General features: G+C 64.7%; 19 protein-coding genes. 12 read left to right on the plus strand and 7 right to left on the minus strand.

The window, feature by feature from the left end; all coding sequences use genetic code 11:
• The first annotated feature begins 11 nt into the window (after positions 1–11).
• Positions 12–1,229: an FAD-dependent oxidoreductase gene (locus CK215_RS17250; protein WP_095831624.1), complete on the plus strand. Its 1,218-nt coding sequence runs from the start codon at positions 12–14 to the stop codon at positions 1,227–1,229.
• A 16-nt stretch (positions 1,230–1,245) separates the two neighbouring features.
• Here the strand turns inward: CK215_RS17250 and CK215_RS17255 are convergent, their stop codons facing one another.
• The 7 genes from CK215_RS17255 to CK215_RS17285 all read right to left on the minus strand — a co-directional run bounded on the left by CK215_RS17255 (position 1,246) and on the right by CK215_RS17285 (position 10,509).
• A complete protein-coding gene (locus tag CK215_RS17255) occupies positions 1,246–3,915 on the minus strand; it encodes a nitrate reductase (protein ID WP_095831625.1) in 2,670 nt (889 codons plus the stop codon).
• A 3-nt stretch (positions 3,916–3,918) separates the two neighbouring features.
• Positions 3,919–4,248, minus strand: a complete 330-nt coding sequence (gene nirD, locus CK215_RS17260) for a nitrite reductase small subunit NirD (protein WP_066992140.1) — start codon at positions 4,246–4,248, stop codon at positions 3,919–3,921.
• 58 nt (positions 4,249–4,306) lie between these two features.
• A complete protein-coding gene (gene nirB, locus CK215_RS17265) occupies positions 4,307–6,757 on the minus strand; it encodes a nitrite reductase large subunit NirB (protein ID WP_095831626.1) in 2,451 nt (816 codons plus the stop codon).
• Between the two features lie 17 nt (positions 6,758–6,774).
• The gene (locus CK215_RS17270) at positions 6,775–8,076 is read right to left on the minus strand and encodes a nitrate/nitrite transporter (RefSeq protein WP_095831627.1); all 1,302 of its coding nucleotides are present in this window, start codon (positions 8,074–8,076) and stop codon (positions 6,775–6,777) included.
• A gap of 63 nt (positions 8,077–8,139) precedes the next feature.
• Positions 8,140–8,319: a hypothetical protein gene (locus CK215_RS17275; protein WP_066992350.1), complete on the minus strand. Its 180-nt coding sequence runs from the start codon at positions 8,317–8,319 to the stop codon at positions 8,140–8,142.
• 358 nt (positions 8,320–8,677) lie between these two features.
• Positions 8,678–9,910 (minus strand): CmpA/NrtA family ABC transporter substrate-binding protein, encoded by a 1,233-nt coding sequence (locus CK215_RS17280; protein WP_095831628.1) that lies wholly within the window; start codon positions 9,908–9,910, stop codon positions 8,678–8,680.
• Positions 9,907–10,509, minus strand: coding sequence for an ANTAR domain-containing response regulator (locus CK215_RS17285; RefSeq protein WP_095831629.1), 603 nt, complete (start codon positions 10,507–10,509; stop codon positions 9,907–9,909). The genes CK215_RS17280 and CK215_RS17285 overlap by 4 nt, the downstream gene beginning before the upstream one ends.
• A gap of 273 nt (positions 10,510–10,782) precedes the next feature.
• On the opposite strand from CK215_RS17285, the gene CK215_RS17290 reads away from it, so the two are divergent.
• From CK215_RS17290 to otsB, 11 genes are all read left to right on the plus strand, one after another.
• Positions 10,783–11,667: an AraC family transcriptional regulator gene (locus CK215_RS17290; protein WP_066992353.1), complete on the plus strand. Its 885-nt coding sequence runs from the start codon at positions 10,783–10,785 to the stop codon at positions 11,665–11,667.
• A gap of 227 nt (positions 11,668–11,894) precedes the next feature.
• A complete protein-coding gene (locus CK215_RS17295; protein WP_095831630.1) occupies positions 11,895–12,962 on the plus strand; it encodes a sugar ABC transporter substrate-binding protein in 1,068 nt (355 codons plus the stop codon).
• 261 nt (positions 12,963–13,223) lie between these two features.
• Positions 13,224–14,036: an ATP-binding cassette domain-containing protein gene (locus CK215_RS17300; protein ID WP_066992159.1), complete on the plus strand. Its 813-nt coding sequence runs from the start codon at positions 13,224–13,226 to the stop codon at positions 14,034–14,036.
• Positions 14,033–15,286 (plus strand): ABC transporter permease, encoded by a 1,254-nt coding sequence (locus tag CK215_RS17305; RefSeq protein ID WP_095831631.1) that lies wholly within the window; start codon positions 14,033–14,035, stop codon positions 15,284–15,286. The genes CK215_RS17300 and CK215_RS17305 overlap by 4 nt, the downstream gene beginning before the upstream one ends.
• 22 nt (positions 15,287–15,308) lie before the next feature.
• Positions 15,309–16,037 (plus strand): SDR family oxidoreductase, encoded by a 729-nt coding sequence (locus tag CK215_RS17310; RefSeq protein ID WP_066992165.1) that lies wholly within the window; start codon positions 15,309–15,311, stop codon positions 16,035–16,037.
• Between the two features lie 40 nt (positions 16,038–16,077).
• Positions 16,078–16,836: a glucose 1-dehydrogenase gene (locus CK215_RS17315; RefSeq protein WP_095831632.1), complete on the plus strand. Its 759-nt coding sequence runs from the start codon at positions 16,078–16,080 to the stop codon at positions 16,834–16,836.
• A 40-nt stretch (positions 16,837–16,876) separates the two neighbouring features.
• Positions 16,877–17,647: an L-iditol 2-dehydrogenase gene (locus CK215_RS17320; RefSeq protein ID WP_095831633.1), complete on the plus strand. Its 771-nt coding sequence runs from the start codon at positions 16,877–16,879 to the stop codon at positions 17,645–17,647.
• A 93-nt stretch (positions 17,648–17,740) separates the two neighbouring features.
• Positions 17,741–18,799 (plus strand): glycosyltransferase family 4 protein, encoded by a 1,059-nt coding sequence (locus CK215_RS17325; protein WP_095831634.1) that lies wholly within the window; start codon positions 17,741–17,743, stop codon positions 18,797–18,799.
• Between the two features lie 41 nt (positions 18,800–18,840).
• Positions 18,841–21,003: an amylo-alpha-1,6-glucosidase gene (locus tag CK215_RS17330; protein ID WP_095831635.1), complete on the plus strand. Its 2,163-nt coding sequence runs from the start codon at positions 18,841–18,843 to the stop codon at positions 21,001–21,003.
• A 189-nt stretch (positions 21,004–21,192) separates the two neighbouring features.
• The gene (locus CK215_RS17335; RefSeq protein ID WP_066992180.1) at positions 21,193–22,986 is read left to right on the plus strand and encodes a trehalose-6-phosphate synthase; all 1,794 of its coding nucleotides are present in this window, start codon (positions 21,193–21,195) and stop codon (positions 22,984–22,986) included.
• On the plus strand, positions 22,983–23,765 hold the full coding sequence (otsB, locus tag CK215_RS17340) for a trehalose-phosphatase (RefSeq protein WP_066992182.1): 783 nt from the start codon (positions 22,983–22,985) through the stop codon (positions 23,763–23,765). The genes CK215_RS17335 and otsB overlap by 4 nt, the downstream gene beginning before the upstream one ends.
• Positions 23,766–23,807 lie beyond the last annotated feature (42 nt).

The following is a 23,807-nucleotide window of genomic DNA, read 5'->3' on the forward strand; positions in this document are numbered from 1 at the left end:
GGGAGACGGCCGTGGCGATCCCCGCTTACAAACCACCTTCGCGCAACGCCTACGACATCGTCATCGTCGGCGGCGCGGTCATCGGCTCGTCGACGGCCTATTGGCTGAGCCAGGCGCTGGGCAGTGGCGCCTCGATCCTCGTGGTCGAGCGCGACTCCAGCTACGAATTCTCCTCGACGGCGCTCTCCACCAGCGCCATCCGCCAGCAATACTCCAATCCGATCAATGTGAAGATCAGCCAGTTCGGCATCGAGATCATCCGCGGTTTCCAGGAGCGGATGGCGCCCTTCTACACGAACGAGCCGGCGCCCGATCTCGGCTTCAAGGAGCACGGATATCTCTATTGCTGCTCGCCGGAAGGCGTGGAGGCGGCCAAGGAGCGGGTCGAGCTGCAGCGCAGCCTCGGCGCCCACACCGTCTTCCTCGAGCCGGGTCCGCTGAAGGAACGCTTCCCCTGGCTGAATGTCGACGACCTCGGGGGCGGTTCGTGGGGTGCGCGCGAAGAGGGCTGGTTCGATTCCATGGGCATGTTGAACGGCTTCCGCCGCGCCGCCCGCGCCAGCGGGGTCGAGTACATCGACAATGCCGTGACCGGACTGGATGTCGTCGATGGGCGGGTTGTCTCCGCTCGGCTGGCGACCGGCGAGACAGTCGCTTGCGGAACCCTGGTCAACGCCGCCGGCCCGCGAGCGCAGCAGGTCGCTGCCATGGCCGGCCTTTCCATCCCGGTAGCCCCGTACAAGCGCTACAGCTTCGTCTTCGCCAGCGCCAACCCGATCCCTGGGCGAATGCCCAACGTCATCGACCTTTCCGGCACTTTCGTGCGCCCGGAAGGCGAGCTCTTCCTCACCGGCAACACGCCGCAGGGCGACGGGCCGGCCGATTACGATGATTTCGAAATGCATTTCGAGGAGTTCGACGACTATATCTGGCCGGCGCTGTGGCACCGCATTCCGGCCTTCGACGCGCTCAAGGTCCAGACCAGTTGGACCGGCCACTACGAATACAACATGCTCGACCACAACGGCATCGTCGGCTTTCACCCGGAGGTGAAGAACTTCATGTTCGCCAACGGCTTCTCAGGGCACGGCCTGCAGCAGTCGCCGGCGGTCGGCCGGGCGGTATCGGAGCTGATCGTTCACGGCGCCTTCCAGACGCTGGACCTGTCACCGTTCTGCTACGAGCGCATCCCGCGCAATGAACCATTCCTGGAAGAAGCGGTGATCTGAACGGTTCGGGAGAATTTCACTCGGCGGCCTGAACGTGCCGGGCGTCGATGATCGCCCTTATCTCCGAGCGGCACGACCCGCAGTTGGTTCCGGCGCGCAGCGTCGAGCCGATCGCCTCCAGACTGTCGCAGCCCGCAGCGACCGCCGAAGCGAGCTGGTTGACGCCGATGTGGAAGCATGAGCACACGACCCGCCCGATGGCGGGCATCGGCGCTGGTGAACGCCCGGAAAGAAGCGCATGGCGATCGGCTGGCGACAGCGGCTGGCGGGTGGCCAGCAGCGAGACCAGCCAGTCCCGCGTCGGCAACTGGTCTGGAGCGGCGACCAGCACGGCCTCAGCCATGGCGCCGCCTTCGTCGATCGCAGCGGCGCGATAAGCGAGCCCGCGGCGATCGGTGTATTCGAGCAGTTGATCCTGCCGTTGAACGCCGAGCAGCTTGCGCGCCAGAAGAATGCCCTGGTCCGGCGGTTCGGTCCCCGTCAGTTCGTAGACCCAGCCGCCTTCGACCGCGTAGCGGCTCCAGTGGACGAAACCGGTCGGCCTGAGGTCGCGCCGCGTGATGAGCACGCCGGCCCATCCAGTGTTTTCGCGCACGATTCTGACTGGGACATGCTTCAGTTCCGGCTGGCCGGAATGCGGGTCGGTGACAGGCGAGGACAGCAGGCCGGCGGCGGCCCTGGCCGCGAACTGGCCGCTCCAATGCATGGGCATGAAGGCATGGCCGCGCCGCTGCGCGTTGGTCACACGTACTCTCGCGCGCACGAAACCGAAGCGCGTCGACAGATGGGCAAGGTCACCATCCTTGAGCTGGTGCGCGGCCGCATCCGCCGGATTGAGGTCGACCGCCGGTTCCGGCGCGTTGGCCATCAGGCGCGGCACGGTGCCGGTACGCGTCATGGTGTGCCATTGGTCGCGCAACCGGCCCGTGTTCAGCGCAAGCGGATAGTCCGCATCGACCGTAAACGCCGTCGCCTCCTGCCGCACCGGCACGAAATGCGCACGGCCGTCCGGTGTCGGGTAACGACCGTCCGCAAACAATCTCGTCTGGTACTCGCGCGGTTCTGGTGCCGGCCAGTGGCGCGGCGCGAAGCCGGCATAGCCCGCATCGCTGATATCCGTCAGGCCGCCCAGATCGAACAAGCGCCCCCCATTGTTCTCGAAAGCCGAGAGCGCGGCATGCTCGCGGAAGATTTCCGCCGGCGTCTGGTAGGCAAAAGCATCGCCGAAGCCCATGCGCGCGGCGACCTCGCAGATGATGCGCCAATCGGCTTTCACTTCGCCCGGCGACGGCACGAACGGCCGCTGACGCGAGAGGCGCCGTTCCGAATTTGTGACCGTGCCGTCCTTCTCGCCCCAGGCAGCGGCGGGCAGCAGCACATCGGCATAGCGCGTGGTGTCGGTGCGGGTCACATCCGAAACCGCGACGAAATCGCATTTGGACAGGGCGGCGCGCACGCGCGACGCGTCCGGCATGCTCACCGCGGGATTAGTACCCATGATCCACAGCGCCTTGATGCGGCCGTCGGCAACCGCCTGGAACATGTCCACGGCCTTCAGCCCGCCGCGTCGCGCGATTCCGGGCGCCTTCCAGAAGCGGGAGACCCGCTCGACAGCGGCCTGATCCGCGAAGTCCATGTGCGCGGCAAGTTGGTTGGCGAGGCCCCCCACCTCGCGGCCGCCCATGGCGTTCGGCTGGCCCGTGACCGAGAACGGCCCCATGCCTGGCTTGCCAATGCGGCCGGTGGCGAGGTGGCAGTTGAGGATGGCGCTGACCTTGTCGGTTCCATGTGCCGACTGGTTGACGCCCTGGCTGTAGACGGTGACCGTCCGTTCGGTGCCGGCGAAGATCTCATAAAAGGCCTGGACATCCGTGGCCACCAGCCCGCAGCCTTTTGTGACGCGCGCGACCGACGGCGCATCGGCACCGGCCAGCGCGGCAGCGGCTTCGAAGCCCGATGTGCTGGTGCGGATGAAATCCGCGTCGATCTTTCCGCTCTGGACGAGATGCGCCAGAAGGCCGTTGAACAAGAGCACGTCCGTGCCCGGATCAAGCGCCAGGTGCAGGTCGCATTCGTCGGCCGTGGCGGTGCGGCGCGGATCGATGACGACGATCCTGGTTCCGCGTTCGCGCTGCGCCGCGAGCATGCGCTGGTAGAGCACGGGGTGGCACCATGCGGTGTTGGAGCCGGTGAGCACGATCAGATCGGCGTGCTCGAAATCCTCATAGACACCGGGAACGATGTCCTCGCCGAAAGCGCGGCGGTGGCCGGCGACCGACGACGCCATGCACAGCCGCGAATTGGTATCGATATTGCCCGAGCCGATGAAGCCTTTCATCAGCTTGTTGGCGACGTAGTAATCTTCGGTAAGCAACTGGCCGGAGACATAGAAGGCGACCGAGTCCGGCCCATGCTCGGCAATCGCGTCCGAGAATTTCGCGGCGACGAGGTCGAGCGCTTCGTCCCAACTCGTCTGCCTGCCTTGGATTTCCGGCTGAAGCAAGCGGCCATCGAGGCCGAGCGTCTCGGCAAGCGCGGCACCCTTAGAGCAAAGGCGGCCGAAATTGGCCGGGTGCTCGGGATCGCCGCGGACGGTTGCCTTGCCACCCGCGGCGATCTCGGCCACCACGCCGCACCCCACCCCACAATAGGGGCAGGTGGTCCTCACCTCGCGTGCTTCTTCCATGGCTCAGGCCGCTTTCGAGGCCAACGGTTCGAGCGCAATGAACAGCCGTTCGCCTTCGATCCTGACCGGGATCGTCCTAACCGAGCCTTCGTCGGCGCCGAGCGCCTTGCCGGTCTCCAGCGAGATCACCCAATTGTGCAGCGGGCAGGTCACCGCCGCGCCATGGACAATGCCCTGGCTGAGCGGCCCGCCTTTGTGCGGGCAATGGTCTTCGATGGCGAAGACCTTGTCATCCGCGGTGCGGAAAACAGCGATCTTGCCTTGCGGGGTGGCCACGCAACGCGCGCCGCGGCGAGGGACGTCGGAAACGGACCCGATTGCGATCCAGTTCATTGGGACACTCCCGTGTTTGCTTGATAGGCGAGCGTCCAGGATGGCGCGAACTTCTCCATCACTCGGCCGCCTCGGCGAACCCGACCGAGGCCAGCGGCCGGAACTCGTGCTTGTCCTTGCCGGAGACGCGTTCGGACCACGGGTCGACCTGCGCGAATTTCTGCGAAAAGACGAAGCGCTCGAAATAAGCGCGGCGCTTCTCCACGTCATCCAGGATCTGCTTTTTGATCTCGGCGGTACCGACGCGCTTGGCCCATTTGTAGATGCGCTCGAGGTAGCGGGCCTGCTCGCGATACATCTGGACAAGCGCCACGATCACCTCCAGCGCTTCGTCCTCGGTCTTCACCAGGCCGAGCACTTCGGTCCCCTTGATGTCGAGGCCGGCGGCGCCAGCGAAGTGGATCTCGTAGCCAGAGTCGACGCAGACCACGCCGACATCCTTGCAGGTCGCTTCCGCGCAATTGCGCGGGCATCCCGAGACCGCCATCTTCACCTTGGCTGGGGTCCAGGAGCCCCACATGAACTTCTCGATGCGGATGCCCAGCCCCGTCGAATCCTGCGTGCCGAAGCGGCACCAGTCGGAGCCGACGCAGGTTTTGACCGTGCGCAGGCCCTTGGCATAGGCATGACCTGAGACGAAGCCAGCCTTGCCGAGATCGGCCCATACCGCAGGCAGGTCCTCCTTGCGGATGCCAAGCATGTCGATGCGCTGGCCGCCGGTCACCTTCACGGTCGGAATGTCGAACTTATCGACCACGTCGGCGATGGCGCGCAATTCGCTCGCGCTGGTGACGCCGCCCCACATGCGCGGCACGACCGAATAGGTGCCGTCCTTCTGGATGTTGGCGTGCACACGCTCGTTGATGAAGCGCGACTGATAGTCGTCGGCATATTGGTCCGGCCAATCGCAGACCAGATAGTAGTTGAGCGCGGGCCGGCACTTCGCGCAGCCGCAGGAGGTCTTCCATTCGAGCTCCTGCATGATGGCCGGTATCGTTTTCAACCCCTTGGCCTTGATCAGGCGCCGCACGTCGTCATGACCGAGGCTCGTGCACCCGCACATGGGCTGCACGGCCGCCGGATTGTAGGCCTCGCCCAGCGTGAGTTTCAGGAGTTGTTCGACGAGACCCGTGCACGAGCCGCACGAAGCCGAGGCCTTGGTGTGGGCGCGCACGTCGTCGAGCCCGGTCAGCCCTTTGCCGGTGATCGCGCCGGTGATCTTTCCCTTGCAGACGCCGTTGCAGCCGCAGATTTCCGCATCATCCGCCAGTGCCGCAACGGCCGCCAAAGGGTCCGAGGAAGCGCCTCCCTGGAATGCCTGGCCGAAGATCAGCGTGTCGCGCATCTCCGAGATGTCGGTCGCCTTCTTCTTCAAATCGTTGAACCAGGCGCCGTCGGCGGTCTCGCCGAACAGCACCGTGCCGATGATGCGGTTGTCCTGCAGCACGACTCGCTTGTAGATGCCGGCCGATGCGTCGCGCAGGATGATCTCCTCGCGGTCGTCGCCGTCGGCAAAGTCGCCGAGCGAATAAAGGTCGATGCCGGTGACCTTGAGCTTGGTCGGCGTGTCGGAATGGACGAAGCGCCTGTCCTCGCCGTTCGCCAGCCCGGCCGCCGCCACGCGGGCCATCTCGTAGAGGGGCGCGACCAACCCGTAGACATGGCCGCCGACCTCGGCGCATTCGCCGAGCGCCATGATCGCCGGATCGGATGTCTGCATGCGGTCGTCGACGACGATGCCGCGATTGACTTCCAGCCCTGCGTCCTTGGCCAGCGCGATATTCGGGCGGATGCCGACCGCCATCACGACCAGCGTCGCCGGAATGATCGTGCCGTCCATGAGCTCGACGCCCTCGACCTTGCCATTGCCGACAATGGCCTTGGTGTTGGCCTTGGTCATGACCTTGATGCCGCGCGCCTCGACCGCCTTCTGCAGCAGATAGCCGGCAGCCGGATCGAGCTGGCGCTCCATCAGTGTCGGCATGACGTGGAGGACGGTCACATCCATGCCGCGCTCTTTCAGACCGGCCGCCGCTTCCAGGCCGAGCAAGCCGCCGCCGATGACGATCGCCTTGGCGCGCGACTGCGCGGCAAGCAGCATGGCGTTGACATCGTCGAGATCGCGGTAGCTGAGCACGCCCGGCAAGTCCTTGCCCGGCACCGGGATGATGAACGGCACCGAGCCGGTGGCGATGATCAGCCTGTCGTAGCCTTCGGTCACGCCGTGGTCCGAGGTGACGGTCCTCGCTTCACGGTCGATGGCGACGATCCTGTGCCCCTTGTAGAGGGTGATGCCGTGCTTGATGTACCAGCCGTCGCCATGGATGACGATTTCCTCGAACTCCTTCTCGCCCGAAAGCACCGGCGACAGCATGATGCGGTCGTAGTTCACGCGTGGCTCGGCATTGAAGATGGTGACGGCGTAGCGGTCGGGTGCGGCTTCCAGCAGGTGCTCGAGCATCCTGCCGGGGGCCATGCCGTTGCCGATGATGACGAGTTTCTCGCTCATGTCCGGTCAGCTCCGATCTATTCGGCGGCGTAGGTGAGGGGCGCGGGCTTTACGGCGGCCGCGCGCTCGATCCGGCGGATGGTGGCGTGCATCCAGAGAAGGCACGAGACCACGATGACGAAGAGCAGCATAAAGCAGCTCGACCAGACGCCGGTGAGGTCGTTCAGCGCGCCGAAGGCGATCGGCAGGATGAAGCCGCCGAGGCCGCCGATCATGCCCACCACCCCGCCGACCGCGCCGACGCTCTGCGGGTAGTAGACGGGGATGTGCTTGTAGACGGCGGCCTTGCCGAGGCTCATGAAGAAGCCGAGCACGCAGGCGACGGCGATGAAGGCGAGCGGGCCGATCTCGACATGGAACGGGATCGGCCCGCTGATGCCGCGCACGACGTAATCTGCCGACGGGAGAGACAGAACGAGGGTCGCGACGGCACAGACGGTGAAGGTCCAATAGAGCACGGTACGGGCGCCGATGCGGTCGGAAAGCACGCCGCCATAAGCGCGGAAAATGCTTGCAGGGATCGAGTAGGCGGCCCCGATCATGCCGGCGGTGGCGATGCCGAAGCCATAGACGCCGATCAGATAGCGCGGCAGCCAGAGCGACAGCGCCACGAACGCACCGAAGGAAAAAAAGTAGTAGAAGGCGAAGCGCCAGACCTGCAGGTTCTTCAGCGGCGCGAATTCCTGCCAGAAGCTTCTCGCCGGTACTGCCTTACCGGCGCGGCGCTCGCGGATGACCGGATCGTCGCTGGTCGTGAACCAGAACACGCCGGCCATGACAACCAGCGCCGCGGCCCAGATCAGCGCGACCGACTGCCAGCCCCAGGCAATCAGCACGAGCGGCGCCAGGAACTTGGTGACCGCGGCGCCGACATTGCCAACGCCGAAGATGCCGAGAGCCGTGCCTTGTTTGCGCGCGGGGAAAAAGCGCGAGACATAGGCGACGCCGACCGCGAAGGAGCCGCCGGCAAGCCCGACGCCGAGCGCCGCCACCAGCATCTGCTCATAGGTATGTGCAAAGGCGAGCAGGAAGGTCGCGACCGCGGCCGCGAGCATGGTCATGGTGTAAACCAGCCTGCCGCCGTAGCGGTCGGTCCAGACGCCGAGCACCATGCGCACGAGCGAGCCGGTGAGGATCGGCGTGCCGACCAGCAATCCGAACTCGGTCTCGTTCAGCCCGAGCTCCTGCTTTATACGCACGCCGATGATGGAGAAGATCGTCCACACCGCGAAGCAGACGGTGAAGGCGATGGTGGAGATGAGGAGCGCCTGCCGGGAGCTACTGTCCTGACTGGGCGCGGCTTGGAGGTTTGCGGTCATGGTCGGCTCCGTTTGCGGCGTGGGAGACACCGCGTGTTGTGTTGATCAAAGGCTCGGCATCGGTCAGCGCGCCGAGGCTGGGACCTGCGCGGTCACTTGCGGACCCTTGGCCTCTCTGTCGTGATTGGTGGGAAACAGCAGAAGCGCGGCGGCGAACAGCACCGCCGTCAGGATGCTGCTCGCCAGGAAATCGCGGCGGGTGAAATCCATCAGGGAAGCGCCAATTCCGATCCGTTTCGTCATCGTCGTCTCCGTTCGGCGCCGCCTGGGATCGGCGCCTTCGATTGCGTTTCGGTCCAAAACAAAAAAGCTGCCGACCAGGCCTGTCGCGTCCGTACATCCGGGATCGCGCGTCGACCTGAGCGGCAGCTTTGCCTGTGGCGCCCGCCATTGGACGCCTGTTCTATTGCCCGCGAGGGGCGCGATTATCTTAAAGCACGAAGCGTGCCAGTTTTGCGTGGAAGACGGATTTCCAGAAAAATCAAAGCGGTAGGCGCTTCAGGCACCGGCCCGGCCGAGCCGAGACACGGTCAAACGTTGATCAACGGAGCGGGCAGGGCGCACAAATTTTGTGCAATGCACAAGAATGGCGCGCAAATGATCAGTCGCGATTCTGGGCCGCGATGTAAGCATCGATCCGATCGGGATCGAAGATCTGGCCGTCGAAGAATCCGTCCGGGCCGAGCACAAGGCTCGCCCCGGCCGAGCCGACCGGCGTCGCGGTCTTCAGCGCGCCTTCCACTTTGGCGTTGGCGCCGGGCAGGGCCACGCCGAGCGGCTTCAGCGCCGAGCGGTAGAGATCGGGCCGGTAGCAGTCGCGGGCGATCGCCAGGTTTTGCGGCGTATGCGGCAATTGTCCCCAGCGCACCATCTGCGTGTAGAACCAGAGCGCATGGCTCTTCCAGGGAAAGTTCGCCGCCTTGTCGAAGGGCAGGAAGAAAGCCTCAACGCTGCGCTCCGGGCCGCCGCCGAGCTGAAGTCGCCCGGTGAGTGCCGGCATCTGGATCGCCTCCGGCTGCCCGAGGAACGCAGGCTTGGCCATCAGCGCGGCCAGCGCGCCGCGGTTCACCGGATCCTGGCACCAGCGCGCGGAGTGATGCAGCGCTCTCAGCAGCGCCGCCAGCGCGTCGGGGTTTTCCTCGGCCCAGCTTCTGCGCGCGCCGATCACCTTTTCCGGGCTGTTGCGCCACAGCAGCGCCTTGACGGTGACGATGCGGCCGGTGCCGGCGGCGACGGCGGCACTGTTCCAGGGCTCTCCGACGCAATAGCCGTCGATGCGGCCGGCGGAGAGCGCATCGGCCATGAAGGGCGGCGGCACGATGACGATCTCGACATCGCGGTCGGGATCGATGCTGCAGGCGGCGAGCCAGTAGCGCAGCTCGTAATTATGCCCGGAATGCGGATGGACGACGGCGAAACGCAAAGGCTCGCGGCCGGCGGCCGCCCGCTCGCGGATCAGCGCGCCAAGCGCCGTGCCAGCGCGTCCCGGATCGAGGTCGGGCGCGGCCCCGTGCGCCGCCATGCCTTGCCACACCGCATTGGAGACGGTGATGCAGTTGCCGCCAAGCCCGAGCGAGAAGGGCACTATGGTCTCCGAGGCAAGCGGCGTGAGGCCGAGGCTGCAGGCGAGCGGCATCGGCCCGAGCATATGTGCCACATCGAAATGGCCGATGGCGATGCGGTCTCGGATGTTGGCCCACGAGGTCTCGCGATGCAGCTTGAGCTCGATGCCTTCGCGGGCGGCAAAGCCCATCTCGCCGGCCGCTACAAGGACGGCGCTGTCGAAGAGCGGCATGAAGCCGGCGGTGATCTCGTGCGCCGCAGTCTTGCTCATTCGCCCTCCAGCGGTCCCAGCAATCCCGCCGCCGTCACCAGGCTCTGGGCGATGTCGGCGATCTTGCGGTTCTGGTTCATGGCGGTCTTGCGCAGAAGCGCGTAGGCGGCCTCCTCGCTCAAGCCGCGCGATTTCATCAATATGCCTTTGGCGCGATCGACGACCTTGCGGTTCTCGAGCTCGCTGCGCGCCTCCTCCAGTTCGCGCGCCATGCGCGAGAAGGCGTTGAAGCGGCTGATCGTCATGTCGAGAATCGGCTTGATGCGCTCCTTCTTCAGCCCGTCGACCACATAGGCGGACACGCCGGCTTCGACCGCCGCCTCGATCGAGGCCCGGTCGGAGCGGTCGACGAACATAGCGATCGGCCGTTTCACCGCTCGCGAAAGCTGGAACATGTTCTCAAGCATGTCGCGGTTGGGGTTTTCGAGATCGATGACGATGACATCCGGCTCGATCTCGGCGATGCGCTTGGCAATGCCGGCCACGTCATGAACAACGGTGACATGGCGATGGCCGGCGTCCCGCAATCCGGCCTCGATGGTCGAGGCGCGGATGCGGTTCTCGTCGATAACAAGGATGGTCAACGAACCAGCGGACATGCTTCCTATTGTGCAGCCCGGCCGGAATTGTGCAATGCGATAGCGTGGTCCGCGGCGACTTTCCCACGCCCAATGGCCGCGGGCCAGTCGCCGATATTCGAAGCTTCTAATTTTCGAAGGGAGGTTTTTCGCTGGGTCAAAAAGGTCAAAAACGTATCAGTAGGCGCGGCGTGGCGAGGTGGCGGACATCCTTGGCCGCCGCTATCCTGACCCTAGATGAGCCGGAACAAACGGCCGCGGTTCGAAGGCTGGCACAGCCTGCGGGAGGAATCGATGGGACCCGATCTGGAAGTCATACAGATAAGGCCTGGCGAGTCGTTCGCGGTGAGGTGGCATGGCTATCCCTACCATACGGTGCGCTGGCATTTTCATCCGGAATACGAACTGCACCAGATCGTGGCGACCAAGGGCCGCTATTTCGTCGGCGACTTCATCGGCGAGTTCGAGGTCGGCAACCTCGTTCTCACCGGTCCGAACCTGCCGCACAACTGGATCAGCGAGGTTCCGGAAGGTCAGTCAGTTCCGCTGCGCTGCAGGCTGGTCCAGTTCAGCGAGGAATTCATCGGCGGCGCGATCGCCACTTTTCCCGAGCTTGGCGCGGTCTCGCCACTGCTCGAGCTCGCGCGGCGCGGCGTCCTGTTCAGCGCCAGTGTGAGCAGGGCGGTCATGCCGTTGCTGGCGGAGATCACGCATGCTTACGGCGTTCACCGGATCAGCCTGTTCATGTCGATCATGGAGGCGCTGAGCCGCGAAACTACGCCGCGCGTGCTCGCCAGCGAGAACTATCTGCCGGACCCGTCCGGATACATGTCTGCGGGCATGAACCAGGCGCTCGCCTATATCCGCGAGAACCTGACCCAGCAATTCAACGAAGGCGATCTGGCGGCAATCGCGGGACAGACGCCGAGCGCCTTCTCGCGCTCGTTTCGCAAGCATACCGGCATGTCGCTGCTGCAGTACATCAAGCGGCTGCGCATCAATCTCGCCTGCCAGATCCTGATGAGCGACGAAGAGGCGCAGATCTCAGACATCTGCTTCGAGGTCGGCTTCAACAATCTGTCGAACTTCAATCGCCAGTTCCTGGCCGAGAAGGGCATGCCGCCCTCGCAGTTCAGGAGATTGGTTGCGGATAATTTCGCGGCCGCGCGCGCCGCATAGAAAGGAGTTCGGGAGGAGAAACAAGCCTTAGACAAGAACCAGGACGAAGCGGTGGGTCGCGCAAGCGAACCAGCGATGGACGAGTATTTCCTCGTGTCATGCCAGCGGGAGGAAGCCGTGAGGCTGCTGCACGAGTTCACTGGACTTCCAATCGGGCGCGCGAGCAGCATCCGCGGCTCGATGTCGAAGTCCGTTTAGATCACACAATGGGAATTGGAGAAGACCTTATGTCCAGATACGTGTCCAGATTGACAGCAGCCGCGATGGCCGTCTCGAGCCTCGCTCTCGGGGCGACTTTTGCCAATGCGCAGGATATCGCCGGCTCCACGGTCGCGTTCCTGATGCCCGACCAGGGCTCGACGCGTTACGAAGAGCATGATCATCCGGGCTTCGTCGCTGAAATGAAGAAGCTTTGCGACAGCTGCAAGGTGCTCTATCTCAATGCCGACGCCGACGTCACCAAGCAACAGCAGCAGTTCAACTCCGTCATCACTCAGGGCGCGAAGGTTGTCGTGCTCGACCCGGTCGATTCCGCGGCGGCGGCCTCGCTGGTGCACAATGCGCAGGCTCAGGGCGTCAAGGTGATCGCCTATGACCGTCCGATCCCCACGGCCAAGGCCGATTTCTATGTATCGTTCGACAACAAGGCCATCGGCAAGGCGATCGCCGCCTCGCTGGTCGAGCATCTCAAGGCCAAGGGCGTGTCGAGCGACGGCGACGTCGGCGTGCTGCAGATCAACGGCTCGCCGACCGACGCCGCGGCGGGCCTGATCAAGGACGGCATCCATGAGGGTCTCAAGACCGGCAGCTACAAGACGCTCGCCGAATTTGACACGCCGAACTGGGCGCCATCGAATGCCCAGCAATGGGCGGCGGGACAGATCGCGCGCTTCGGCAACAAGATTGTCGGCGTGGTCGCCGCCAATGACGGCACGGGCGGCGGCGCTATTGCCGCCTTCAAGGCAGCCGGCGTCGATCCGGTGCCGCCGGTGACGGGCAACGACGCGACGATCGCCGCCTTGCAGCTCATCATTGCCGGCGACCAGTACAACACTATCTCCAAGCCGAGCGAAATCGTCGCCGCGGCGGCGGCAAACGTTGCTGTACAACTTCTCAAGGGCGAGACGCCGAAAGCCGAGACAACGCTCTACGATACGCCCTCGCAACTCTTCGTGCCGGCGGTGGTGACGCAGGAGAATCTGAAGGCCGAGATCATCGACAAGAAGATCCAGACCGCAGCCCAGCTCTGCACCGACCGCTACGCCGAAGGCTGCAAGAAGCTCGGCATTCAATAAGGAGCGATGCGGCTGAAGCCGCATCGTCTCCCAAAGCGATGCGGCTGAAGCCGCATCGTCTGCCAGAAGCGATGCGGCCCAAGGTGCATCGTCTTCTAGGAGCGAGGCGGCGGAGCCGTATCGTCTCCAACAGCGATGCGGCGCAGCCGCGTCGCCTGCGATATGCTCGGCTGGCCCGTCAGGGCTGAGAGTCGGGTGTGTCCGGCCGCTCCCTCCTGGCGGCCGGACATATCGACCAAAACGCGGGAAGAGAGACACGCAATGGCAATACCCGACGCACCGCCCACGACGAGCCGTCCGCCGGTGCTTAGCCTGCGCGGCATCTCAAAGAATTTCGGCGCGGTGTCGGCTCTCACCGACGTCGATCTCGACATCAATGCCGGAGAAATCGTCGCCCTGGTTGGCGACAACGGCGCCGGTAAGTCGACGCTGGTGAAAATCCTGGCCGGCGCGCACATGCCGAGCTCCGGCTCGATCACTTTCGATGGCCAGCCGGTGACGCTTGCCAATCCCGCCGCGGCGCTGAAGCTCGGCATCGCCACCGTCTTCCAGGATCTCGCGCTCTGCGAAAACCTCGACGTCGTGGCCAACATCTTTCTCGGCCGCGAGCTTCATCCGCTTCGCCTCGACGAGGTCTCGATGGAGGTCCGCGCCTGGACACTGCTCAACGAGCTCTCGGCGCGGATTCCCAGCGTACGCGAGCCGGTGGCGTCGCTGTCGGGCGGGCAGCGGCAGACGGTGGCGATCGCCCGCTCGCTGCTGATGGAGCCGCGCGTGATCCTCCTCGACGAGCCCACCGCCGCACTCGGCGTCGCGCAGACCGCCGAAGTGCTGAACCTCATTGAGCGCGTGCGGGATCGCGGGCTGGGCGTCGTCATGATCAGCCACAACATGGAGGACGTGCGCGCCGTGGCCGACCGCATCGTGGTGCTGAGGCTCGGCCGCAACAACGGCATCTTCCTGCCCGGCGCCTCCAATCAGGAGTTGGTCACCGCGATCACCGGCGCCGACGACAATGCGGTCTCGCGGCGCGGCAGGCGCACGGCCGAGAAGGCGCAAGGAGAACAGCCATGACCACGGCGTCCGACCGCAATCCCGGCGCGCTGCTCGATCGCAGCGACGAACGGCTGAAGGATCGCAGCGGCGCGAAGGGCGCCATCAGGGGCTTCCTCGACCGCGTCCGCTCCGGCGATCTCGGCTCGCTGCCCGTGGTGGTCGGGCTGGTTTTGATCTGCACCATCTTCCAGACGCTCAACCCGGTATTCCTGTCGCCGAACAATCTGGTCAATCTTTTGTTCGACTGCTCGACCGTCGGCATCATCTCGCTCGGCATCGTCTGCGTGCTGATGGTTGGCGAGATCGACCTGTCCGTCGGGTCCGTCAGCGGCCTGGCCTCCGCGCTGCTCGGCGTGCTGTGGGTGCAGTGGGGCTGGCCGGTCGCGCTTGCCATGCTGGCGGCGATGGCGGTCGGGTTCGTGACCGGCTGCGTCTACGCGCTGCTGCTCAATAGGCTCGGCATGCCAAGCTTCGTCTCGACGCTGTCGGGCCTGCTCGCCTTCCTGGGATTGCAGCTCTACATCCTCGGCCCGACGGGCTCGATCAACCTGCCTTACGATTCGCCGCTGGTGAATTTCGGACAGCTGCTCGTGATGCCGCACTGGGTGGCGCACACTTTGGCCGTCGTGCCCGGCCTGCTTGCCCTGGCTCTCGGCTATCGCAAGGCGCAACGCCGCCAGGCCGCCGGCCTGTCATCGCGTTCGCTCGGCGGGCTGCTGCTCCAGGCCGTCGCGATCACGGTCGCGCTCGAACTGGTGGCTTACTACCTCAATCTGTCGCGCGGCGTGCCCTGGATGTTCGCGTTGTTCGTCGGCCTGGTGGTGGCGATGAACTATGCGCTGAAGCGCACCCAATGGGGCCGCTCGATGACCGCTGTCGGCGGCAACCGCGAAGCGGCGCGTCGCGCCGGCATCAATCTCCGGCTGATCTACGCCAGCGCCTTCGCGCTCTGCGCCACGCTGGCGGCGACGGGCGGCCTGCTCTCGGCGGCACGCCTGGCAACCGCCAGCCAGCAGGCCGGCACCGGCGACGTCAATCTCAACGCCATCGCGGCGGCCGTCATCGGCGGCACCAGCCTGTTCGGCGGCCGCGGCAGCGCCTATTCGGCGCTGCTCGGCATCATCGTCATCCAATCCATCGCAAGCGGCCTGACGCTGCTCGATCTGTCATCCTCGCTCCGGTACATGATCACCGGCTGCGTGCTGGCGATCGCGGTCATCGTCGATTCTCTCGCCCGCCGCTCGCGTGTCTCACACGGCCGCGCCTGACGGCTTATCGAAGAGGATCGCAATGTCTGATAGTCTTTCCGGCAAGGTTGCCGCAATCACTGGCGCTGCCTCGGGCATCGGGCTGGAATGCGCCCGCACCATGCTCGCCGCCGGCGCAAAGGTCTTCCTAGTCGACCGGGCCGAGGACCGGCTTCAGGAACTTGTCGCGGAGCTCGGCGACAATGCTTATGCGGTTGTCACCGACCTGCTCGATCCGGCGAGCGTCAACCGCATGATGCCCGAGATCCTCGAAAGAGCGGGCCAACTCGACATCTTCCACGCCAATGCCGGCGCCTATGTCGGCGGGGAGGTGGCATCGGGCGACCCCGATCAGTGGGATAGGATGCTCAACCTCAACGTCAACGCCGTGTTCCGCACGGTGCACGCCGTGCTGCCGCACATGATCGAAAAGCAGAGCGGCGACATCATCGTCACCAGTTCGGTGGCCGGCTTCGTTCCGGTGGTCTGGGAGCCGATCTACACCGCTTCGAAATTCGCCGTGCAGGCGTTCGTCCATACGGTCCGGCGCCAGGTGCTGAAGCACGGCATTCGCGTCGGTGCAGTCGCTCCCGGTCCGGTGGTGACGGCGCTGCTCAGCGACTGGCCAAAGGCCAAGATGGAAGAAGCGCTCGCCGCCGGCAGCCTGATGGAGGCGAAGGAAGTGGCGGACGCCGTGCTGTTCATGCTGACGCGACCGCGCAACATCACCATTCGCGACCTCGTCATCCTGCCGCAGAGCGTGGACATCTGAGCGGCTCGCCGACCGGCCCTCGCAAAACGGAACCGCCGCCATGATCCTCGACCGCTTCCGACTGGACGACAGGGTCGCGCTGGTGACCGGCGGCACGCGCGGCATCGGCCTCGCCATCGCGAAGGCGCTCGGCGAAGCCGGCGCACGCGTCGTCGTTGCGGGCCGGACGATGAAGGATGATGCGCGGCAGGAACTCGCGGGCCTCGCCTTCGACTTTCACGCCGCCGAGATGCTGGACGAGAAAGCGCCGGACAGGCTGGTCGCCGACACGCTCGCCAAGGCCGGCCGCCTCGACATCCTGGTCAATAGCGCCGGCATCGCCATCCATGGCGACAGCGGCGACTATCCGGAGGACATCTGGCGGCAGACGATGGGAATCAATGTCGATGCCGTCTTCCGCTGCTGCCGGGCGGCGCTGGCTCCGATGCGGCGCCAGGGAGGCGGCGCGATCCTCAATGTCGGCTCGATTTCCGGCATCGTCTCCAACATTCCCCAGAACCAGGTTGCCTATAACAGTTCCAAGGCGGCGGTGCACATGATGACCAAGAGCCTCGCCAGCGAGGTGGCGGCCGATAACATCCGCGTCAACGCCGTCGCGCCCGGCTATATCGAAACGGACCTTTCGCGCGGCGGCATCGAGAATCCGGAATGGTTCCCGATCTGGCGCGGCATGACGCCGATGGGCCGCGTCGGCCAGCCGGAAGAAGTTGCGGCGGCCGCACTTTTCCTGTGCTCTCCCGCCTCGAGCTACGTGACCGGCGCGGTGCTAGTCATCGACGGCGGCTATACCACACGCTGAGATGGCGCTGAGCTTAGGGCGCTGAGACAGGAGAATTGCGATGAAACTCAAGGACAAGGTCGCCGTCGTCACTGGCGGCGCGCAAGGCATCGGTGCAGCCATCGTGCGCGGTTTCGCCGCCGAAGGCGCCCATGTCGTGATCGCCGATATGGCAGTAGACAAGGCGGAAGCGCTTGCGCGCGAGCTCGAAGGCAAAGCTACCGCTCTGCAACTCGACGTGCGCGACCTCGCCTCGATCGACGCGATGGTCGCTTCGGTGTCGAGGACGCATGGCGGGATCGACATATTGGTCAACAATGCCGCCGTCTTCGACATGGGGCCGCTTCTCGAGATTTCGGAGAAGAGCTTCGACCTGCAGTTCTCGGTCAATGTGAAAGGGCTGTTGTTCACGCTGCAGGCGGTGGCCAAGCGCATGGTCGCCCAAGGGCGCAAGGGGAAGATCATCAACATGGCCTCGCAGGCGGGACGGCGCGGCGAGGCGCTGGTCGCCGTCTATTGCGCCACCAAGGCCGCCGTAATCAGCATCACGCAATCGGCCGGCCTTGCGCTGATCAAGCACGGCATCAACGTCAACGGCATCGCGCCTGGTGTGGTCGACACACCGATGTGGGACCAGGTCGACGCCCTGTTCGCGCGTTACGAGAACCTGCCGATCGGCGAGAAGAAGCGGCAGGTCGGGCTGGCGGTGCCGGCGGGGCGCATGGGTGATCCCGACGATTACCGGGGTGCGGCCGTCTTCCTGGCATCGAGCGAGGCCGACTACGTCGTGGCGCAGACGCTCAATGTGGACGGCGGCAACTGGATGAGTTGATTGGCCGAAGCTCGAGGCCTCGCCTGCGACAATCGGGCAGGAACGATCTGGCGGCTGACGCATTTTGGTTCCCATCAACCGTTTGAGGGAACCATGCGCATCGCTCATGTCGCGCCGCTCTACGAATCCGTGCCGCCGAAACTATATGGCGGCACCGAGCGGATCGTGTCCTATCTCACCGAAGCGCTGGTGGAAGTCGGGCACGAAGTGACCCTGTTCGCCAGCGGCGACAGTGAGACCTCGGCGCGGCTGGTGCCCGGCCGCGACCAGGCAATCCGTCTCGATCCGCGGCCGAAAAAGTCCGAGATTGCGGCGCATATGGCGATGCTTTGCCAGGTGCGCGAGCGGGCGGACGAGTTCGACGTCATACACTTCCATCTCAGTCATTTCGTGCATTTTCCATTCTTCGAACACATGGCGGGGCGAACGGTGACGACCCCGCATGGCCGGCTCGACTATGTCGACCTGGCGCCGGCCTACAAGCGCTTCCCGCGCTTTCCGATGATCTCCATCTCGCACAGCCAGAAGCGCGGATTGCCCGACGCCAACTGGCTGGCGACGATCCATCACGGGATTCCGGTCGATGCGTATCAGCCCACCTACAATCCCTCGGCCGAGGAACCCTATTTGGCTTTCCTGGGCCGGCTGTCTCGCGACAAGCGCCCGGATCGAGCGATCGAGATCGCGCGGCGTTCCGGTTTGAGGCTTAAGCTGGCGGCCAAGATCGGCGATGACGATCGCGCCTATTTTCACGACGAGATCGAGGCGCTCATCGACGGCGACCGGGTCGACTATGTCGGCGAGATCGCGGAACACGAGAAGGCCGAGTTTCTCGGCAATGCCGCGGGCCTGCTGTTTCCCATCGACTGGCCGGAGCCGTTCGGCCTGGCGCCGATCGAGGCGATGGCTTGTGGCACGCCGGTAATCGCCTGGAACTGCGGCGCCCTGCCGGAGCTCATCGACCAGGGCGTGACCGGCTTTGTCGTGGACTCTGTCGATGATGCGGTCGCTGCAACGCCGGCCCTGCTCGAACTTGACCGACGGCAGGTGAGGACGGTCTTCGAAAAGCGGTTTTCAGCCACCAGGATGGCGCGCGACTATCTTGCCGCCTATATGCGCCTGATCGGCATCCAGGAGGCGAGAGCCTCCTGACCGGCATTCTCTTTTGGGCGGGGCAAGCGAAGAGGTGACGAATGACGCAGCTCGACGAGCGCAAGCTCGATCCCGCCGTAGCCCTTGCCTCGCTCGACGAAACAGCGCCGCGGGAGCCTCACCGGCTGTTCGCGCTCAAACAGGGCGATTGTTTCGCGGTCACCGACGCCTATGGTGACATCAGGGGCGCCGGCGACGGTTTCTTTCGCGACGACACGCGCGTTCTTTCCGAGTTCCGCCTGACGATCGGCGGCAGGCCGATGTCGCTGCTCGGCGCCTCGCTCAGCCAGGACAATGTTCTCTTCACCAGCAACCTTACCAACTTGCCGATACAGAGCGCCGCCGGCCGCGACATTCCGCAAGGCGCGATCCATATCGAGCGCGTCAGGCTGATCTGGCAGGACAGGCTATTCGATCGCATCACGCTTTCCAACTACAGCCGCGAGCATTCGACCATCGCCATCTCCTTGCATTTCGCCGCCGACTTTCGCGACATGTTCGAGGTGCGCGGCTCGACACGGCCGAAACGTGGAACGGTCCATCTGGCGAAGACCGACAAGGCGTCCGTTATGCTCGGCTATGACGGTCTCGACGGCCTGCCGCGCCAGTCGGCAATCTCCTTCTCGCAAGCTCCCGACCAACTGAGCGACAGTCGTGCCGACTTCCTGATCGCGGTGACCAAGCGCAGCAGCAAGGTGCTTTATGTCGAAGTGGGCCCGGAAGTTGCCGAAACGCCGAATCGCGACCGGTTCCGGGCCGCTGCCGCACGCGCGCGTTTTGCCATGCGCGCCAAGCGCCGGCATGGCGCCACGGTCCACAGCTCCGGTCGCGTCTTCAACGATTGGGTCGAGCGCGCCCGCGCGGATGTCGCGTTGCTTACCACCGAGCTTCCTACCGGGCCTTATCCTTATGCCGGCATCCCGTGGTTCTCCACGGCCTTCGGCCGCGACGGCGTGATCTCCGGCTTGCAGATGCTGTGGCTCAATCCGGGTCTCGCGCGCGGCGTGCTGGCGTTCCTTGCCGAACATCAGGCGACGGAGACGTCGCCCTTCATCGATTCCCAGCCAGGCAAAATCATGCACGAGACGCGCAAGGGCGAAATGGCGGCGCTGCGCGAACTTCCCTTCGGCCGCTATTATGGCGGCGTCGACACGACCCCGCTCTACATTCATCTCGCCTGCGCCTATGCCGACCGCACCGGCGACATGGCCTTCATCGACACGCTCTGGCCATCGCTTAAGGCGGCGGCCGAGTGGACGGAAGAGGCAAGCCGGGCAACGGGTTTCGTCACCTACCAACGCGCAGCGGAGTCCGGCCTCGCCAACCAGGGCTGGAAAGACAGCGTGGACTCGGTCTTCCATGCCGACGGCCGCATGCCCAAAGGACCGATCGCGCTGGTCGAGGTGCAAGGCTATGTTTTTGCCGCTTATCGCGGCCTTGCCGCGCTCGCACGCCGCCGCGGCGAGTTTGCCGATGCCGAACATTGGGAGAACCGCGCCGAGGAAATGCGGATCGCCGTCGAGCGTGACTTCTGGATCGAGGATCTAAACTTCTACGCCATCGCGATCGACGGCGAAGGCCAGCCCTGCAAGGTGCGAACGTCCAATGCGGGGCATCTGCTTTATGCCGGGCTGCCGCAGCCGGAGCGCGCCAAGATTGTCGCCGATCAATTGCTGTCGGCTTCCTTCCATTCCGGCTGGGGACTGAGGACGCTTGCGGACGACGCGATCTTCTTCAACCCAATGTCCTACCATAACGGCTCGATCTGGCCGCACGACACGGCGCTCTGCGGTGTCGGCCTCTCGCGCTATGGAGAGCGCGAAAGTGTCGTGCGGCTGATGAGCGGCACGTTCGAGTCGGCCGTGCACTTCAATATGCGGCTGCCGGAATTGTTCTGCGGCTTCACCCGGGCGCCAGGCGAGGCGCCGATCGCCTATCCTGTCGCCTGTCTGCCGCAGGCCTGGTCGGCAGGCTCTACCTTCATGCTGATGCAGGCCTGCCTCGGTCTGGAAATCGACGGCTGGAAAGGCGAGTTGCGCGTCACCCGCCCACGGATGCCTATCGGTATCGACACGCTCACGCTCCGGCATCTGTCCGTCGGCGATGAGACTATTGACCTCACCTTCCAGCGTGTCGGAGACCGCGTCGTTGCCTTCCTCGCCGATCGGCATGAGGGCCTGGTGCCGCTGATTGTGCGGACTTAGACGGGTCGTTTGCGCAATTCCGGGCGGAAAAACCGTTACGAGAGCGGAGTCCCGCAAATGCATCCGGCAGTCGAAAAATGTCGGAACCGACGAGCGCCCTATGCGTTTGCAAACCGGAACCGGCACACCTCTCCGCAGCCGGCAAGAACGAAAACAAAATAGCGGACAGCCGGAGGCAACCTGGCATCAATGGCACAGTATGGCGTCGGCCTCTTGTGGGTCCTTATCCTAGCTAGTCTCGGACTCAGCGCTCTCGCGATCTTCGTCTCAATAACCAGGCACCGTCACCAGCATGCAACGGCTGTGAACACGCCCGGTGCGGGCGAGGACGTCGCATCGGAAGCCGCACGCAAGGTGTTGCGCGAATTCGAGAAGAACGGGCAGTCGGTCGACGCCGCCCTCGTCACCTGGTCACCGGAGACGCTGCGCAAGATCCTTGCCGAGGATCTGCCGGACGCACAGGTCATCGTCGTCTCCAACCGCGAGCCCTACATCCACAATGAGGACGAGAACGGCGATGTCGAGCTCGTCGTGCCGGCGAGCGGACTGGTCTCGGCACTGGAGCCGATCACGCGCGCCTGCGCCGGCACTTGGATCGCCTATGGCGGCGGAAGCGCGGATCGTCAGGTCGTCGACCGCCACGACCGGGTACAGGTGCCGCCCGAAAATCCATCTTATGCCCTGCGCCGGGTCTGGCTGACCGATGAGGAATATCAGGGCTATTATCTCGGCTTCGCCAATGAAGGGCTTTGGCCGCTCTGCCATATAGCCTTTACCCGACCGATCTTCCGCGAGTCGGACTGGGCGGCCTACGAGGCCGTCAACCGCAAATTCGCCGAAACGGTGGTTGCCGAGGCGCGCAACGAGAGGCCGATCGTGCTGGTCCAGGATTATCATTTCGCGCTGCTGCCGCGCATGATCCGCGAGCGCCTGCCCGAGGCCATCGTCATCACCTTCTGGCACATCCCGTGGCCGAACTCGGAAGTGTTCAGCATCTGTCCGTGGCGCGAGCGCATCCTGGATGGGCTGCTGGGCAGCTCGATCATCGGCTTCCACACCCAGTTCCATGCCAACAACTTCACCGAGAGCGTCGACCGCTTCATGGAGAGCCGGATCGAACGGGCGGATGCCGCGGTGTCCTATGGCGGCCAGACGACTTTGGTCCACGCCTACCCGATCTCTATCGAATGGCCTGTGCAGCTCCTGAAGAGCCTGCCGCCGGTCGAGGAATGCCGCGCGCAAATCCGCGAGCGGTTCGGGATTCCAGCCGACGCCAAGCTGTGCGTCGGTGTCGAGCGCCTCGACTACACCAAGGGCATTCTCGACCGCTTCCATGCGCTGGAGGAACTGTTCATCCGCTACCCTGAAATGATCGGCAAGGCGGTGTTCCTGCAGGTCGCCGCACCGAGCCGGGGCACATTGCCGGCCTACAAGCACCTGCATGAGGAATGCCAGCGGCTCGCCGAGGGACTCAACGAGCGCTACGGCAACGGCAGCTATCGTCCGGTCGTGCTCGTGGCCGAGCATCACTCGCAGAGGGACGTCTACAAGATCTACCGCGCGGCCGACATCTGCCTCGTCACCAGCCTGCATGACGGCATGAACCTCGTGGCCAAGGAGTTCGTTGCCGCGCGCGACGACGAAGAGGGCGTGCTCCTGCTCAGCACGTTTGCCGGCGCCTCGCGCGAACTGCTCGAGGCGCTGATCGTCAATCCTTACGACGCGGCGATGATGAGCGAAGCCATGCGGCAGGCGCTGGTCATGGGGCCCGACGAGCAGCGCGAGCGCATGCGCCGCATGCGCGAGATCGTACGCGACAACAATGTCTATCGCTGGGCCGGCAGCATGCTGCTCGACGCGGCGCGATTGAGGAAGCGCGGCGAGCTCGACCGCGTCACGGCCTTGTCCGACCGCTCGGCAAACACCAACGGCGACAATGTCGTCTCTATCTTCGAACGCAAACAGGCAGTCGGATTCCGATGAACATCCAAGCAGATTTGACCCCACCGCTCCCCGAAGGCCGGTGGGCGCTCTTCCTCGATATCGATGGCACCTTGCTCGAGCACGCCGCCCATCCAGATAGCGTCGCGGTCAGCACGGACTTGCGTTCGCTGCTGCAAGCGGTCGAGCACCGGCTGGATGGAGCGCTCGCCTTCATCACCGGCCGCTCTATCGCGGCCGTCGACCGGCTGTTCGAGCCTTTGAAGCTGCGGATCGCCGGCCTCTACGGGCTGGAGCACAGGCTGACACCGGACGGACAAATCGAGGCCGCCGACGAGCCGGCGGATATGGCCGCACTTGCCGACGAAATCGAGCTGGAGTTGGCAAGCAAGGCCGTCTATGTGGAGCGCAAGGGGCCGGTGCTCGCCATCCACACGCGGGCAGCGCCGCAATTGCTGGCCCGCGCGACGGAGCTGGTCGAGACAGCACTTGCCCGGCTGCCGAAAGGCTACCGCGTAATTGCCGGCAATGCCGGTGTCGAACTGATGCCGCTAGAGGCGGCCAAGGGCGCCGCAATCCGGCGCTTCATGCAGCTTGAACCTTTCACCGGACGGCGTCCGGTATTCCTCGGCGACGACACGTCCGACGAAAACGGTTTTGAGACCGTCAATGCCGCGGGCGGGATCTCGATCCGCGTGAGGCCGCAGGGCGAGACCGCGGCGCGTTTCGCTATCGCCGATGTCGCCAGCGCGATCGCCTGGCTCGCGGCGAATTTCAATGACGGCTTCGAACAGACGGACCGCAGCGATCTGGTTGCCTGATCAATCTGGGGAAAGTGCGTCACGGTCCTTCGTCTGGGATCG

Source organism: Mesorhizobium sp. WSM3864, from assembly GCF_002294955.1.
Lineage (GTDB): Bacteria > Pseudomonadota > Alphaproteobacteria > Rhizobiales > Rhizobiaceae > Mesorhizobium.

What these genes read in the sequence shown, in the direction of transcription:
- CK215_RS17255 (WP_095831625.1), bottom strand. Translation starts at nt 3,915, where the DNA reads ATGGAAGAAGCACGCGAGGTGAGGACCACCTGCCCCTATTGTGGGGTG.
- nirD (WP_066992140.1), bottom strand. Translation starts at nt 4,248, where the DNA reads ATGAACTGGATCGCAATCGGGTCCGTTTCCGACGTCCCTCGCCGCGGC.
- nirB (WP_095831626.1), bottom strand. Translation starts at nt 6,757, where the DNA reads ATGAGCGAGAAACTCGTCATCATCGGCAACGGCATGGCCCCCGGCAGG.
- CK215_RS17270 (WP_095831627.1), bottom strand. Translation starts at nt 8,076, where the DNA reads ATGACCGCAAACCTCCAAGCCGCGCCCAGTCAGGACAGTAGCTCCCGG.
- CK215_RS17275 (WP_066992350.1), bottom strand. Translation starts at nt 8,319, where the DNA reads ATGACGAAACGGATCGGAATTGGCGCTTCCCTGATGGATTTCACCCGC.
- CK215_RS17280 (WP_095831628.1), bottom strand. Translation starts at nt 9,910, where the DNA reads ATGAGCAAGACTGCGGCGCACGAGATCACCGCCGGCTTCATGCCGCTC.
- CK215_RS17285 (WP_095831629.1), bottom strand. Translation starts at nt 10,509, where the DNA reads ATGTCCGCTGGTTCGTTGACCATCCTTGTTATCGACGAGAACCGCATC.
- CK215_RS17290 (WP_066992353.1), top strand. Translation starts at nt 10,783, where the DNA reads ATGGGACCCGATCTGGAAGTCATACAGATAAGGCCTGGCGAGTCGTTC.
- CK215_RS17295 (WP_095831630.1), top strand. Translation starts at nt 11,895, where the DNA reads ATGTCCAGATACGTGTCCAGATTGACAGCAGCCGCGATGGCCGTCTCG.
- CK215_RS17300 (WP_066992159.1), top strand. Translation starts at nt 13,224, where the DNA reads ATGGCAATACCCGACGCACCGCCCACGACGAGCCGTCCGCCGGTGCTT.
- CK215_RS17305 (WP_095831631.1), top strand. Translation starts at nt 14,033, where the DNA reads ATGACCACGGCGTCCGACCGCAATCCCGGCGCGCTGCTCGATCGCAGC.
- CK215_RS17310 (WP_066992165.1), top strand. Translation starts at nt 15,309, where the DNA reads ATGTCTGATAGTCTTTCCGGCAAGGTTGCCGCAATCACTGGCGCTGCC.
- CK215_RS17315 (WP_095831632.1), top strand. Translation starts at nt 16,078, where the DNA reads ATGATCCTCGACCGCTTCCGACTGGACGACAGGGTCGCGCTGGTGACC.
- CK215_RS17320 (WP_095831633.1), top strand. Translation starts at nt 16,877, where the DNA reads ATGAAACTCAAGGACAAGGTCGCCGTCGTCACTGGCGGCGCGCAAGGC.
- CK215_RS17325 (WP_095831634.1), top strand. Translation starts at nt 17,741, where the DNA reads ATGCGCATCGCTCATGTCGCGCCGCTCTACGAATCCGTGCCGCCGAAA.
- CK215_RS17330 (WP_095831635.1), top strand. Translation starts at nt 18,841, where the DNA reads ATGACGCAGCTCGACGAGCGCAAGCTCGATCCCGCCGTAGCCCTTGCC.
- CK215_RS17335 (WP_066992180.1), top strand. Translation starts at nt 21,193, where the DNA reads ATGGCACAGTATGGCGTCGGCCTCTTGTGGGTCCTTATCCTAGCTAGT.
- otsB (WP_066992182.1), top strand. Translation starts at nt 22,983, where the DNA reads ATGAACATCCAAGCAGATTTGACCCCACCGCTCCCCGAAGGCCGGTGG.